The 14,743-nt window shown below is 56.6% G+C and carries 12 protein-coding genes; 7 read left to right on the top strand and 5 right to left on the bottom strand.

Going from position 1 to position 14,743, the window contains the following annotated elements:
* The first annotated feature begins 86 nt into the window (after nucleotides 1–86).
* The 3 genes from NP590_RS01530 to NP590_RS01520 all read left to right on the top strand — a co-directional run bounded on the left by NP590_RS01530 (nucleotide 87) and on the right by NP590_RS01520 (nucleotide 4,477).
* A complete protein-coding gene (locus NP590_RS01530; RefSeq protein ID WP_256600386.1) occupies nucleotides 87–1,373 on the top strand; it encodes an ammonium transporter in 1,287 nt (428 codons plus the stop codon).
* Between the two features lie 83 nt (nucleotides 1,374–1,456).
* Nucleotides 1,457–2,221, top strand: a complete 765-nt coding sequence (locus NP590_RS01525; RefSeq protein WP_256600385.1) for an inositol monophosphatase family protein — start codon at nucleotides 1,457–1,459, stop codon at nucleotides 2,219–2,221.
* A 144-nt stretch (nucleotides 2,222–2,365) separates the two neighbouring features.
* On the top strand, nucleotides 2,366–4,477 hold the full coding sequence (locus NP590_RS01520; RefSeq protein WP_256600384.1) for a diguanylate cyclase: 2,112 nt from the start codon (nucleotides 2,366–2,368) through the stop codon (nucleotides 4,475–4,477).
* 220 nt (nucleotides 4,478–4,697) lie between these two features.
* Here the strand turns inward: NP590_RS01520 and radC are convergent, their stop codons facing one another.
* On the bottom strand, nucleotides 4,698–5,372 hold the full coding sequence (gene radC, locus NP590_RS01515) for a RadC family protein (protein WP_256600383.1): 675 nt from the start codon (nucleotides 5,370–5,372) through the stop codon (nucleotides 4,698–4,700).
* A gap of 94 nt (nucleotides 5,373–5,466) precedes the next feature.
* On the opposite strand from radC, the gene coaBC reads away from it, so the two are divergent.
* Genes coaBC through argB form a run of 4 tightly spaced genes read left to right on the top strand, consistent with a single transcriptional unit; the run spans nucleotide 5,467 to nucleotide 10,660 of the window.
* Nucleotides 5,467–6,672 carry a bifunctional phosphopantothenoylcysteine decarboxylase/phosphopantothenate--cysteine ligase CoaBC gene (gene coaBC, locus NP590_RS01510; RefSeq protein WP_256600513.1) on the top strand — a complete coding sequence of 402 codons (1,206 nt, stop codon included), beginning with the start codon at nucleotides 5,467–5,469 and terminating at the stop codon, nucleotides 6,670–6,672.
* The gene (dut, locus tag NP590_RS01505) at nucleotides 6,644–7,099 is read left to right on the top strand and encodes a dUTP diphosphatase (RefSeq protein ID WP_256600382.1); all 456 of its coding nucleotides are present in this window, start codon (nucleotides 6,644–6,646) and stop codon (nucleotides 7,097–7,099) included. The genes coaBC and dut overlap by 29 nt, the downstream gene beginning before the upstream one ends.
* A gap of 21 nt (nucleotides 7,100–7,120) precedes the next feature.
* A complete protein-coding gene (locus tag NP590_RS01500; RefSeq protein ID WP_256600381.1) occupies nucleotides 7,121–9,754 on the top strand; it encodes a phosphomannomutase/phosphoglucomutase in 2,634 nt (877 codons plus the stop codon).
* A 12-nt stretch (nucleotides 9,755–9,766) separates the two neighbouring features.
* Nucleotides 9,767–10,660 (top strand): acetylglutamate kinase, encoded by an 894-nt coding sequence (gene argB, locus NP590_RS01495; protein WP_256600509.1) that lies wholly within the window; start codon nucleotides 9,767–9,769, stop codon nucleotides 10,658–10,660.
* On the opposite strand, the gene NP590_RS01490 is transcribed toward argB, so the two are convergent.
* The 4 genes from NP590_RS01490 to murJ form a co-directional block, all read right to left on the bottom strand.
* Entirely contained in the window at nucleotides 10,643–11,641 is a 999-nt protein-coding gene (locus tag NP590_RS01490) for a DUF4124 domain-containing protein (RefSeq protein WP_256600508.1), read from the bottom strand. The genes argB and NP590_RS01490 overlap by 18 nt on opposite strands.
* Before the next feature lie 12 nt (nucleotides 11,642–11,653).
* On the bottom strand, nucleotides 11,654–12,229 hold the full coding sequence (locus NP590_RS01485; RefSeq protein WP_256600380.1) for a YggT family protein: 576 nt from the start codon (nucleotides 12,227–12,229) through the stop codon (nucleotides 11,654–11,656).
* A complete protein-coding gene (gene proC / locus NP590_RS01480; protein ID WP_256600379.1) occupies nucleotides 12,229–13,056 on the bottom strand; it encodes a pyrroline-5-carboxylate reductase in 828 nt (275 codons plus the stop codon). Before proC ends, NP590_RS01485 begins: the two co-directional genes overlap by 1 nt.
* An 82-nt stretch (nucleotides 13,057–13,138) precedes the next feature.
* Complete coding sequence (murJ, locus tag NP590_RS01475) at nucleotides 13,139–14,683, bottom strand: murein biosynthesis integral membrane protein MurJ (RefSeq protein WP_256600378.1); 1,545 nt, start codon at nucleotides 14,681–14,683, stop codon at nucleotides 13,139–13,141.
* Between the last annotated feature and the right edge of the window lie 60 nt (nucleotides 14,684–14,743).

The following is a 14,743-nucleotide window of genomic DNA, read 5'->3' as shown; positions in this document are numbered from 1 at the left end:
TCTATCCGCACAACCGTGGATAGAGCCGATCTTGTCGTATATGGCTTGGCCTTATTTAGAAGGCGGATAATAAGAAGACTATAACAATGACAACTCATAAATTTATTGCACTTACCAGCTTATTATTGTTGCCGCAACTCGCATCGGCCGCGGAAATCAACCAAGCCAACACCGCCTGGGTTTTAACCTCCACAGCGTTGGTACTCTTCATGACCATACCCGGCCTGTCGCTTTTTTACGGCGGCCTGGTCCGCAGCAAAAACGTGCTGTCGGTATTGATGCAGTGCTTCGCGATTACCTGTCTGGTATCGCTGATGTGGCTGGCCGGGGTCTACAGCTTTATCTTCGCCGACGGCGGGGATTGGCAAAAATTTTTAGGCGGCGGTTCCAAAATATTTTTGCCCGACATGGGCACCGCCAATCTGATAGGCGACATTCCCGAAACCGTTTACTTCATGTTTCAGATGACCTTCGCCATCATTACTCCGGCCCTGATTGTAGGCGGATTTGCAGAACGCATGAAGTTTTCCGCCATGCTGTGGTTCAGCGCGCTGTGGCTGATCGTGGTGTATATGCCGATTTGCCATTGGGTCTGGGGCGGCGGCTGGTTGGCCGACATGGGTGTAAAAGACTTTGCCGGCGGCATCGTGATTCATATCAACGCCGGCATCGCCGCCCTGGTCGCCGCCTTGGTGCTGGGCCCCAGACGTGGCTTTCCCACCGTGGCGATGCCGCCGCACAACATGACCATGGTCGTCACCGGCGCCGGCATGTTGTGGTTCGGCTGGTTCGGCTTTAACGGCGGCAGCGCGCTGACCGCCGACGGCAGCGCCGGCATGGCAATTGCCGTTACCCATATTGCGGCGGCGGCCGGATCCTTAACCTGGATGAGCATAGAATGGTTGCGCTTCGGCAAGCCCAGCGTGCTGGGCATCGTCACCGGCATGGTGGCCGGTCTGGGAACCATTACCCCCGCATCCGGTTTTGTCGGCCCCATCGGCGGCTTGCTCATCGGCGTGGTAGCGGGCGCCGTATGCTTTTACGCCACTCAATACATCAAGCGCGGCTTGAAAATAGACGATTCGCTGGACGTATTTCCGGTACACGGCGTCGGCGGTTGCGTCGGCTCGATCTTGACCGGCGTATTTGCGGCGGAAAGTTTCGGCGGCCTGGGCCTAGGCGAGGTCGGCATGGCCGAGCAAGTCGGGGTTCAAGCCCTGGCGGTCGTGGTAACCTTGGTCTGGAGCGGCGCCTTCAGTTATCTGATCCTGAAGTTCATCGACATCATGCTGGGCCTGCGCGTCAGCGAAGACGAAGAAGTACAGGGCCTGGACATCGTCCTGCACGAAGAAACCGGCTATCACAATCTGTAATCCCGAGGCTGCCGGGTTAAAATAGGGTTTTGTCACGCGGGGCGGCACTCGCCGCTCCGCATCTCTCATCACCCGGAAACAGCATGCCTATTACCCTCGACTCTCTGGAAACTATCGTTCGCGCCGCCGGCGGCGTGGCGATGAGCTACTTCAACGCCCTGGACCAACTGGCCATCAACAAAAAAAGCGCCCGCGACTTGGTCACCGACGCCGACGTGGCGGTGGAAAATCACCTTAAGCAGGCCCTGCACGAACAATGCCCGGAATACGGTTTTTGGGGCGAAGAAAGCGGTAAAACCGCCAATCAGACCAGCCGCTGGATCGTCGATCCGATAGACGGCACCCACTCCTTTTCCAAGGGCCAATATTTCTGGGGCATCAGCGTGGCGCTGGAAATCGACGGCGAGCTGATCATGGGCGCCGTATACGGCCCGGCCCTGGACGATTATTACTGCGCCGAAAAAGGCAAGGGCGCCTTTAAAAACGGCAAGCCCATCCGGGTATCCGACGAAACCAATCTGGCTTCAGCCATGGTATCGACCGGCTTCGCCTGCCTGCGCCAGTATCTGGAAGACAACAATCTGGCCCGCTTCGGCCGCATTGCCCAAGCCACCACCGGCCAACGCCGCCTGGGATCGGCCGCCCTGGATTTATGCACCGTCGCCGACGGGCAGGTCGATGCATTTTGGGAACAGGAATTGAATTTATACGATGTGGCGGCCGGCTCATTGATTGCGCTCGAAGCCGGCGGCACTCTGACGGATTTCAAGGGTAACCCCGGGGTGTTCCCGAAACAGATTTTGGCCACCAACGGCAAAATTCTCCAGCAAATCCTGCCGTTGATGTAAGCCATGGTCGGGTCGGCTTTCCACCCGGCCCGAAGCCACCTCAAAGCGGGCGGATGCCGCCAATCCACAACACAACGCAAATAGTTTTCTATCCAGATCCGCTATTGCACTGCCTTAGATTTGTTTATGCCCGAAGGTGTGCTAATGTCGACAGGCACTCATGTCATTAACGAGCCCCGGATGGACTACCGCTTCACCGACTTGGTCGACATCGACAAATTCCACCGCATGCTGGCGTCGTTTTATCAAGCGACCGGGATTTTGCACGGCTTGGTCGATCACGAAAACAAGGTCATCAGCGCCATCGGCTGGCAGGAAGCCTGCACCGACTTTCACCGCCAGCACCCGCTTTCCAACACCCGCTGCCTGGAAAGCAACTGCTACCTGTCCGAGCATCTGCATCAGGCATCCTTTGTCGGCTCCACCTGTAAAAACGGCCTGGTCGATTACGCCACTCCCATCGTTATCGAAGGAAAGCAGCTGGCAACCCTGTATTTCGGCCAAATCCTGCACGAAGCACCGGACCTGGATTATTTCCGTAAGCAGGCCCGCGAATGCGGCTTCGAGAAGGAGTCCTATCTGGCGGCAATCCGCAAGGTGCCCGTCATACCCAGGGAACGCATCGAACCCATCATGGCATTCTATGTCGAATTGGCGCAGATGCTCGCCGAAGCCGGCCTCGACCGTTTGCGCCAACGCGACGCGGAACAGCGTCTGGCCGTCCTGAACCAGGGACTGGAGCAGGCAATCGAACAGCGCACCGAGGAACTTGCGGCGAAAAACCAGCTGTTGACCCGCGAGGTTGCCGAACGCCGGCGCACCGAACGCGCCTTGCGCGACAGTCAAAAACAATTGCAAACCCTGCTGGATTCCTCTCCAACCGGCATCGGCATGTCCGATGTAGACGGTAAAATCACCTACATCAACAGGAAGTTCATTGAACTGTTCGGTTACGACATGGAGGACCTCGCAACCGTCGAGGACTGGTACCGACTGGCCTACCCCGACAAAGACTTTCGCGACAAGGTAGTGCGGGCCTGGGCGCGCGAGGCCATCGCGGCCAAAAGCGGAGAAAGGCGCCCGCCCATTCTGGAAGCGCCCATCCGGTGCAAAAACGGCGACACCCGCTATGTCATCATCACTCTGTCCTGGGTAGACGACTACCGGCTGGTCAATTTCAGCGACATTACCGGCCGTTGGCTGGCCGAACGGCGCGACCGGGCGCGCAACGCGACCTTGGAACTCATTGCCAAGGCCGCCCCGCTACGGCAAATTCTGCACTCCATCGTGTTGAACGTGCAAGCCGAAGACCAACGCATGCTTTGCTCCATCCTGCTGCTCGACGGCGACGGGAGGCATTTAAGGAACGGTGCCGCGCCGAATCTGCCGGATTTCTACAACCAAGCCATAGACGGGGTGGAGATCGGTTACGGCGTGGGCTCCTGCGGTACCGCCGCGCATACCCGGCAACGCGTCATAGTCGCCGATATCCAGCGGCATCCCCATTGGGCCGCATTCAAGGACTTGGCCGCCAGCGCCGGACTAGCGTCGTGCTGGTCCGAGCCCATCTTGTCATCCAAGGGCCGCCTGCTCGGCACATTCGCCATTTACCACCGCCAACCCAGCGAACCTAACGCGGCGGCCCTGGAACTCATCGGCCATGCCGCCAATCTGGCCAGTATTGCCATAGAGCGCCATTTGGCCGACGCCGAACTGGAACATCAGGCACATACCGATTTCCTCACCGAACTGGCCAATCGGCGCCGCTTTATCGAATTGGCCACGACGGAAGTGGCCCGCGCCCAACGTTATCGGACCAGCGTATCGCTGATCATGTTCGATATCGATCATTTCAAGGCCGTCAACGACCGATACGGCCACAAGACCGGCGACAATGTGTTGCACAAACTGGCGGCAACCGTGCGGCAAACCCTGCGCGACGTCGATATCGCCGGCCGCCTGGGCGGCGAGGAATTTGCCGTCATGCTGCCCGAAACCGGCGCAAAAGCGGCCTGGGACGCCGCCGAACGCTTGAGACTGGCCATTGCCGGCACGGAAATGCAAGCCGAAAGCGCGGAGCGCTTTCACGTCACCATCTCGATGGGCATTGCCACCCTGACCGACGCGGCTTGCGATATCGAAACCTTGTTGAAAAATGCCGACGAAGCGCTTTATACCGCCAAAAACAACGGCCGCGACCAAGTCTGCTGCTTCCCGGGCGTATTCCGATCAGATCCGGCCGGCTATTCCGATTGAAAACCGCCAGCTTTCCCATGGCGTTGCCGACCATCGCCAAATCCGCTTCGCTGTCGGCGATTTGATGTTTAGGCCGAGATGATGACCGGAAGGGGCATTTACCGGCAAGGTTAATTCTAGTTTGTCAGATTCTTAAAGGAATTTGTCATTCCGGCAGGGATTGCCAGAATCCAGGCGGGCATGACGGCGGTTTTTAATGTGACATAGTAGAATTAAACACTCAAATCAAGCCGTGCTCCGCGAACGAATAGGGCTGACCGTCGCCGACGATGAAATGGTCCAACACCCGAATATCGAACAGCGCCAGAGCCTGCTTGAGCTTGTCGGTGATTTGCCGGTCGGCTTGGCTCGGTTCGTTGACTCCCGAGGGATGGTTATGAGCGAAAATCACGGCGGCGGCATGGTGAAACAGAGCCCGCTTGGCGACCTCCCTCGGGTACACGCTGGCACCGTCTATGGTGCCGCGAAACAATTCCTCCCATTGAATCACCCGATGCTGGTTATCCAAAAAAAGGCAGGCAAACACCTCGTAACTGTATCCGCGCAACTGCGCGCTCAGATAGGCGCGGGTAATCTCCGGACTGGTCAGGGCATTACCGCGTTGCAGACTTTCGGCGAAGTGGCGACGGGCCATTTCCATGACCGCCTGCAATTGGGCGTATTTGGCATCGCCCAAGCCATGGCTTCGACAAAAACGTTCATGTTCAGCGGCCAAAAGCGCTTGCAAGGAACCGAATTCACTCAACAATTCCCGCGCCATGTCCACGGCAGTCTTGCCTTGGGTGCCAACCCGCAAAAAAATCGCCAACAACTCCGCGTCGGTCAAGGCGGAGGCGCCGCGCTGCAATAATTTTTCTCGCGGCCGCTCATCGGCCGGCCAATCCTTGATGCTCATAGGGCATCTCCGCGCGTTAAACCGCTTTTAAGCATAGAAGAATCGGGCCGAGTTTGCCATAATTCCCCCCCATTGACCAACACGGGATGCCGTCATCAACAAGAGAATTTTATTAGGCGTTTGCGGCGGCATTGCCGCCTACAAATCCGCGGAACTGGTGCGCCTGCTGCGCAAACACAATTGTCAGGTCCGGGTGGTAATGACGGAATCGGCCCGGCAATTCGTGACTCCCCTGACTTTTCAGGCCTTGAGCGGCAACCCCGTGCACTGCGAGCTTTTCGATGCCTCGCTGGAACAGGCCATGGATCACATCCATCTGGCCCGCTGGGCGGATTTGTTTTTGATTGCTCCCGCCAGCGCCAATACCTTGGCGAAAATGGCCCACGGCTTGGCCGACGACTTACTCTCGACATTGTACTTGGCTTGCGATTGTCCGGTCTATGCGGCGCCGGCCATGAACCAAGCCATGTGGCACAAGCGAGTCACTCAGGACAATATAACGTCCCTGCGGCGGCACGGGGTAAACTTTATCGGCCCGGACAGCGGCAGCCAGGCCTGCGGAGAGCAAGGCCCGGGACGCATGAAGGAACCCGGTCAAATATGCGCGGAGCTTTTCAAGCATGCCCAGCCCAAAAGCATGCGGGGCATCAAATTACTGATCAGCGCCGGCCCAACCCGCGAACCACTGGATCCGGTGCGTTACATCAGCAACCGCAGCTCCGGCAAAATGGGCTATTCCATCGCGAAAGCGGCCCGACAGGCCGGAGCCGACGTCACGCTGGTCAGCGGTCCAGTCAACCTGCCGCCGCCCGACGATATCGATGTGATCAGCGTGGAAACCGCGCAACAAATGTTCGCCGCAGTGATGAATCACGCAACTCGGTGCGACATATACATCGGCGCGGCGGCGGTGGCCGACTACCGCCCGGCCCGGATGCAAGAGCATAAAATTAAAAAGCATATGGCGGACAGCGTGATCGAACTGAGCCAAAATCCGGACATCATCGCCAGCGTGGCCGGTTTGTCCGCTAAGCCGTTCGTAGTCGGCTTTGCCGCCGAAACCGACGATTTGGAAAATTACGCCAGCCAAAAACTGCGCGACAAAAATCTGGATATGATTGCCGCCAACCTGGTGGGGCAAGACGAAGGCGGCTTCGACAGCGAACGTAACGCCTTACAAGTGTTTTGGCCGGGCGGCGGCCAACATTTTGCAATGACCGAAAAAAACCATTTGGCGCATCAGTTGCTGAACCTCATCACCGAGAAATTCCATGAAAAAAATCCAGCTCAAAATCCTTGATCCGCGGCTAGGCCATCAGATCGCCCTGCCGGAGTACGCCACGCACGGTTCGGCGGGACTGGATTTACGGGCCTGTCTGGAACAGGCCGCGACCTTGCAACCCGGAGAGACCCTGCTGATTCCGACCGGCATGGCCATACACATCCAGGACCCGCATCTGGCCGCCGTAATACTGCCCCGCTCGGGGCTGGGACACAAACATGGTATCGTGCTGGGCAATCTGGTCGGACTGATCGATTCGGATTATCAAGGCCAAGTCTTCGTGTCTTGCTGGAACCGCGGCAACAGCGCCTTTACCATTGAAATCGGCGAACGTATCGCGCAAATGGTATTCGTGCCGGTGGTGCAAGCCGAATTCGAATGCGTGGCCGAATTTGATCAATCACCGCGCGGCAGCGGCGGCTTCGGCCACAGCGGCCGCCATTAAGCCATTACCGGAGTCATAGGCATGGGACGTATTTTCAGCATCATTGCCGCGATATCGGCCTTAATGGTGTTAATTGCCGGCAGCGGGAGCTACTGGTTCGCAAGCGCTGACGCCAAAACCGCCAAAACCGAAGCCGCCGCCTCGGTGGCAAAAAGTCTGGCCGCCAGTTTGGGCATGCAATTGAATACGCTGCAGACCAGCGTGGACGGCGTGGCGCAAAACCCCGATGTGATAGCGGCCCTGAGCTCGGGAAATCCGGAAATTATCCTGGCCACCGCGGCAAAATTTCAGTCAGTTATCCCCTACAACCTGCGCCTGCGCCTGCTGCTACCCAATATCAACGATCCGGACCAATCGCAGACGCCCCACATGGGTTTCGGCGATCTGGAAATGGTGCGCTCCACCTTGAGCGAACAGCCGCAACCGGTCATACAGGGCGACGCCGAACACCGGCATCTGGCCATCACCAGCGCCGTCAAAAACGACCAGCAAATCGTGGGCGTGGTGTTGGCCAGCTTGAAGCCGGACTTGTTTCCGCAATCGCTAGCCAAAATCCCCTTCGACAACGGCCTGATCGAGTTAAAACAGGATAGGCTGGTGTTGGCTTCACTGGGCCGCGGCGCCGACAAAGACGACGACCCCATCGCTATCGCAATCGGCAACAGCCGCTGGCAACTAGAGGCCTGGGCCGGCACCGAAACCAGTTTGATGGAAATGGGTATCTTGACCGGCCTAATCGGCATACCCGCCCTGCTGGCCTGTCTGGCGTTTTTTATCGGTTATCGCAAACTTGCGGAATTTTTCCGGCGGGATCAAAGCGGCATTTTAAAGGCCGCCAAGGACATGTTGCAGGGTAAACCCATGGGCAGTTATCCGATGCAGCTAGAGGAAATGCAACCCATCATCGCCGCGATGGTGCAATTCAAGCGCGTGATGGATCAACCGGATTCGGCGTTATCGGAAAGAAGCGGAACCAAGGCTAACGACTTTTTCGAGGAGTCGTTCGATATTGATTTTCTGGAAGATACCGCGCCGGTAATTGCGCCGGAATACCAGCAAGCCATTCCCGTCAGCACGTCGGCGATACCCGTCGCCATGCCGGATTTCGAAAAGGTTCCGCAATACAGCCCCGAGAGCGAAACTACACTACTGGATGCAGAGGCAAACAATCTTGCCATGGACACTGTCTCCGGCATGGAAGCTTGGGACATGCCGTCGGTTTCCTCACCGCCGCCCGTCTCGACCGCACCGCCAAGCCCGCCGGCCAATACCGCTCAAGCCGCTTCAAGCCGCTTATTCGGCAACGCTGATATCAGGGGCGCGGTGGGCAAATCCCTGAATGAAGACATCATGGCCGATATCGGCCGAGCCTTTGCCAGCGAAGCCGGACAACTCAACATCAAGACCATAGTGGTCGGCAGAGACGGACGCACGTCCAGCCCGGCTTTAAGCGAAGCGCTGATCAAGGGTATCGTCTCGGCAGGTTGCGATGTACTGGATATCGGACTGGTACCGACGCCGGTATTGTATTTCGTCAGTCATCATAGCGAGGGCCGCGCCGGCATCATGGTTACGGGCGGCCACCACCCCGCCGAGCAGAACGGCCTCAAAATGGTATTGAACGGTGAACCGCTGTCCGGCGACCGAATTCAGGCCCTCAAATCCCGCGTCGAGCGACAAGATTTCATTCACGACCCGACGGGTTCCGTGGACCGCAATAACCTGTTCAGCAACGAATATATCGGCATCATTTCCGACGATACGCACCTTGTGCGCCCCATGACGGTAGTGCTCGACTGCGGCAACGGCGCCACCGGCATACTTGGCCCGACCTTGCTGAAAACCATGGGCTGCGACGTGGTCGAACTGTATTGCGACATCGACGGCCGATTTCCCAACCATCAACCCGACCCCGGCCAGCCGGCCAATCTGGATGCCTTGATCAAGGCGGTAAAACTGAATAACGCCGATGTCGGCATCGCTTTTGACGGCGATGGCGAACGCATGGGTTTGGTCGACTCCAGCGGGCGGATTGTTTGGCCGGACCGTTTGATGATGCTGTTCGCCCGTGACGTTTTAGCCGCCAAGCCCGGCTCCGAAATCATTTACGATGCCGCCTGCTCCCAGCATTTGCCGGGAAAAATAAAAAAGCGCGGCGGGTTTCCGGTTTTATGCAAAAGCGGCAACACGGCCCTACAAGCACGTCTGCGAGAAACCGGCGCCGCGCTGGCCGGCGACATAAGCGGCCACTTCCTGTTCAACGATCGCTGGTTCGGTTTTAGCGACGCCTTGTATGCAGCGGCACGCATGGTGGAACTTCTGTCCGCCGACATGCGTGCCAGCCGCGATTTATTCGACGATCTACCGGAAAGCGCCGATACGCCGGAATTGCGAGTCCCGCTCGCGGCGGCCGAATGCTCCCGTTTTATGGAACAATTGTTCAGCCTAGCCAAATTTGCCGATGGCGACATCGTCAAGGTCGACGGCATGCGCGTCGAATTTCCGGACGGCTGGGGACTGGTCAGAGCCTCGAATGACTCGGATGAGCTGTTGTTACGCTTTGAAGCCAATAACCGCGAGGCCCTGACCCGCATCCAGCAACAATTCAAAAGTTTGATGCTGCAAATCAATCCCGAACTTTCCCTTCCCTTTTAATCCTTTACCATGATGAAAGAAAAAACCGCGCACCAGATTGCCCACGTTCTGATCGAGGCCCTGCCTTATATTCAAAAATTCAAGGGAAAAACGGTGGTCATCAAGTACGGCGGCAACGCCATGATAGATGAGAAACTTAAACAGGGCTTTGCCCGCGACATCGTCATGATGAAACTGGTCGGTATCAACCCCATCGTGGTGCACGGCGGCGGCCCGCAAATCGGCGATTTATTGAAACGGTTGGGTAAAACCTCGGAATTTATCGACGGCATGCGCGTCACCGACAGCGAGACCATGGACGTGGTGGAAATGGTGCTGGGCGGCTTGGTCAACAAGGAAATCGTCAACATGATCAACATGCAGGGCGGCAAGGCGGTCGGTTTGACCGGCAAGGACGGCAATTTCATCCATGCCCGCAAGATCAACATGACCAAGGCCGGCGCCAATCTGGAGGACACCCCGGAAATCATCGACCTGGGCCATGTCGGCGAAGTCGGCAGCATAGACCCGGCGGTGGTGGAAATGCTGGGCAACAGCGACTTTATTCCGGTAATAGCGCCGATCGGTGTCGGCAAGGACGGCCACTCCTACAACATCAATGCAGATTTGGTGGCGGGTAAAGTGGCGGAGGTATTGAAAGCCGAAAAACTGATGCTGTTGACCAACATTCCCGGCATTCTGGACAAGGAAGGCAAACTGCTGACAGGCCTGACCTTGACCCGTATCGACGAACTGATCGCCGACGGCACCATCTCGGGCGGCATGATTCCCAAGACCCGTTGCGCCACGGACGCCTTGAAGGGCGGCGTCAACAGCGTGCACATCATCGACGGCCGCATCGAACACTCGGTGTTGCTGGAACTGTTTACCGACCAGGGTATCGGTACACTATTGCTGCGTCGATAGCTGCAGCTGAATGTAGGCAGCAAAGCCCCGGCGTATGGCTTGGGCTTTTTCGCTGCCGCACAATTCCCTGCCCATATTGGATTCCTTGCAGCGTATGTCCAGAAAAATCTGCTGAACACCGTCCGTATTCAATCTGGAGACGGACAAACTCAAATCGTCGTCATTGAAGGGCGCGGCCGTCATGACCAGTTTTTCGTTTTCCACGTCGCGACCGGTGGTGGCGTACTTATAGACAAACTCGCCGGCAATTTTCCAGGCGGTATCGCATTGGCCGCTATCGGCACAGGTAAACAGCCCCAACTCGTTGACGGAATTATCCGTGGCCTGCGGCGCCGATCCTTCCCGCTTTGCATTATAAGACTGGGTCAAAAACTCATAGCGCGCGATATCCGCCCTGTACTCCTTTTCCACCCGTTGGCGCACCGCCTCATGCCGCGCCATTTCCTGGACATTTTGCTCGATCTGCTGGCGGGTTGAAACGATTTCATTCAGCAGTTTTTCCGGCACCTTTTGCGCATTGCGTTCCAGATTGGCGGCTTGCCGCTGCTGTTGCAACAATTGCTGCTCCAAACGTTGCCGGTTGCCCTCTATCGCTCGTTTCTCGCCGTCCAACAGCGCCAGCTTGTTTTCCATGGCCTTATTCAGATCCGCCGAGCTGCGGTAGGTCGACAGCAACACCTTATCGGCGGCGGCCTGCTTGGCAATGATTTTCTCCTGCTCTTTACGCAGAGCTTCCAGGCGTTTTTGCTGCGCCAATTCTTCCGCTGTTTTGGCTTTTTCCACCACATCCAATACCCGGGTGTTTTTATCCATGGTTTCCCGTTTGTGCTGAACCTGGTCGGGCGGCACCACATCGGAAAAAAACACCCTGCCGTTTTCATCGACCCAGCGGTACATTTTTTTTGCGCAGACATCCGGCGCCTGGCCGATCAGCAAAGCCGCCATCAGGCTCGATATCAGAGAGAAGGAGCGGGGACGCATCACGGATGTCACTCAGCTCAACAAGGCGGCCAATTCGTGCAGCGGCGGTAACAGCATCATTTTCGCCAGCTGCAACAATACCAGAGCCACCAGCGGCGACAAATCCATATTGCCCAGATCCGGGGTGAAGCGACGGCAAACCGTCAACATAGGATCGGTCAGGCTATAGAGCAACGACGAAGCCCCGCTGTAACTGCCGGCCGCGAACCAACTCAGAATAGCGCCGGCAAAAATGGCATAGACGAAAATATCCAACACCATTTTCAGCAAATCGGTAAACGACAACACGAGAAGTGCCGCGATGCCTATGGTAACGCCCTTGACGGCCAAGATGGCGAAGTTGGCCACAATTTGCAACACCAGCGCCAAAACCAGCGACGAGGTATCGATTCTGCCCATGGCGGGAATAAAGCGCCGCATTATTTTGAGGGCGGGATGGGTGATTTTGACCAGAAACTGCGAAACGGGATTATAAAAATCCGCCTGGGTCCACTGCAGTAAAAACCGCAGCATTACCGCCAGAATATACAATGAGAAGAAGGTGTCGATTAAAAACACCACCGGGTCGGTCATATAGTTAGAACCCATTAATCGGCTCCCAGTTGTTTGGACATTTCAATGGAGCGCTCTCTCGCGGCCGACAAGGCTTTCGACACCAGCTCGGCAAATCCGTTTTGCTGAAAGGTTTCGATGGCTTTTTGGGTGGTACCGCCCGGCGAGGTCACTCTCTCGCGCAGTTGCGTGGGCGATTCGGCCGACTCCAATGCAATTTTAGCCGCGCCCAGCGCGGTCTGTTGAACCAACAAGCGGGCCGTATGTTCAGTCAACCCCATGTCGACCGCCGCCTGCTCCATCGCCTCCATCATCAGAAAAAAATAAGCCGGTCCGCTGCCCGATACCGCCGTCACGGCGTCCAACTCGCCTTCATCGTCCACCCATAGCGAAATACCGACCGCCCGTAATATATTTTCCGCCAAATCCTTCTGTTCATCATTGACATTCGGGTTGGCATGCAGCGCCGTCGCGCCGGTCAACACCAATGCGGGGGTATTGGGCATGCAGCGCACGATGGCGGTATTGCCTCCCAGCCACAAGGCCAAACTGGTTTGCGAAATTCCGGCGGCTATGGACACCACCAACGCCTCTTTCTGTTTGATCGCCGGGGCTATCTGCAAACTGACTTCCCGCAAGACTTGCGGCTTGACCGCCAATACCACCACTTCCGCTTCCTGAACGATCTTTAAATTATCGGGGGATACATTAACATTGAGATTGTCGCGATGAGCTTGCAAGATGGCGGGCGTGGTATCCGACACCCAAATTTGTTGCGGCGAATGTCCGCTGGCGATTAATCCGCTCATCAAGCTGGTGGCCATGTTCCCGCCGCCAATAAAACCGATTGTTCTTGTTTTCATAGCTTAAGTTTGTCGTCTATCCAAATAATCGAAGATTGAATGTCGTGCATTCTACATGAGTATGGCGCCACTTTAACAAATCTCAAGAGTCCGCAGAATGTTCGTGCAAATGGCGCGGGCGCATCCCGACCAACACCAATCCGGCGGCGTAAACCAACATGGCCGCCATGACTTCGAAAAGCAAATGCCCGCTGCGTTGCGAAACGCCCCAATCCAACCAAGTCTGACCTTCGGCGGCGCGGATTAAGAAACCGACCATCAGCAGGCAACCGAAAATTACCCGCCCCATGAACAGCAACCAGCCCCGGCCGGGTCGGTAAATCTTCTGCTTCAACAAGGCCATCAACAGCAAACCCGCATTCAGGTAAGCCGAAAGCGTGGTAGCCAATGCCACGCCGGCATGCGCCAGCGGCCATACCAATACCAAATTCAACAGCACGTTGCCGACGATTGAATATAGACCGAAGCGTACCGGCGTTTTCGCATCCTGCCGCGCGGTAAAGCCGGGCACCAAAACCTTGATCAGAATAAATGCCAACAAGCCCAATGCAAACGCCATCAGACTACTGCTGGTCATCGCCACATCATCGGCTCCAAATTCATTGTATTGAAACAAGGTAGCCAATAAGGGCCGGGCCAACAATACCAAGCCCAATGTGGCCGGCAAACCTATCAGCATCACCAGCTTCAAGCCCCAATCCAGCGACCTGGAGAAGGCGAAGCTATCCTGCTCGGCGTGACTGTTGGACAAACTGGGCAGTATCACGCTGGAAACCGCCACTCCTAAAATACCCAAGGGGAACTCGACCAAGCGGTCGGAATAATACAGCCAGGACACGCTGCCGGCGGCCAGAAACGATGCCACCAAGGTATCGAACAACAAATTGACCTGCACCACCGATACGCCAAAAATCGCCGGCAACATCAGCCTCAGCACCCGCCTGACCCCCGAGTCGCGCCATCCCCAAGCTAAACGCGGCAACAAGCCCAGGCGCGCCAATGCCGGCCATTGAAACAGCATCTGTATCACGCCCGCCGCAAACACACCCCAGGCCAGAGCCAGAACCGGCTCATCGAACAATGGCGCCAGCCATAGCGCGGCCATGATCATGCAGATGTTCAAAAACACCGGCGTAATGGCCGGCACCGCAAAGCGGCCGTGCGCATTCAAAATCGAGCCGGCAAAGGCGGTCAGCGAAATGAACAACAAATAAGGAAAGGTAATCCGCAACAGGCTGACAGCCAACTCGTAATGACTGCCTTGCCACAGAAAACCCGGCGCAAAAAAAACGATCAACAAGGGAGTTGCCAGCACGCCCACCAGTGTCAACACCATCAGCAAGACCGTTAAGGTACCCGCCGTCTTATCGATAAACGATTTAAGCTCCGCCGGCGCCGCATTTTGCTTATAATCCGACAACACAGGCACAAAGGCATGGGCAAAGGCCCCCTCGGCAAACAAGCGCCGCAAGAAATTGGGAATTTTGAACGCCACGAAAAAGGCGTCTGTCGCCGGACTGACTCCGAAGATGTTGGCAATCAACATGTCGCGTATAAAGCCCATCACGCGCGAAATCAAGGTCATGCCACTGACGATGGCGGTGGATTTATAAAGCTGTTTGGTCAATGTAGGCCTCTTCCCTGACAAATCCGGATTGAACGCATTAAAAGGTTGACAATCATAGCA

Origin of the sequence: Methylomonas subterranea (assembly GCF_024505185.1) — a bacterium.
Taxonomy (GTDB): Bacteria; Pseudomonadota; Gammaproteobacteria; order Methylococcales; family Methylomonadaceae; genus Methylomonas; species Methylomonas subterranea.
This window is presented reverse-complemented; position numbering and strand designations above follow the sequence as displayed.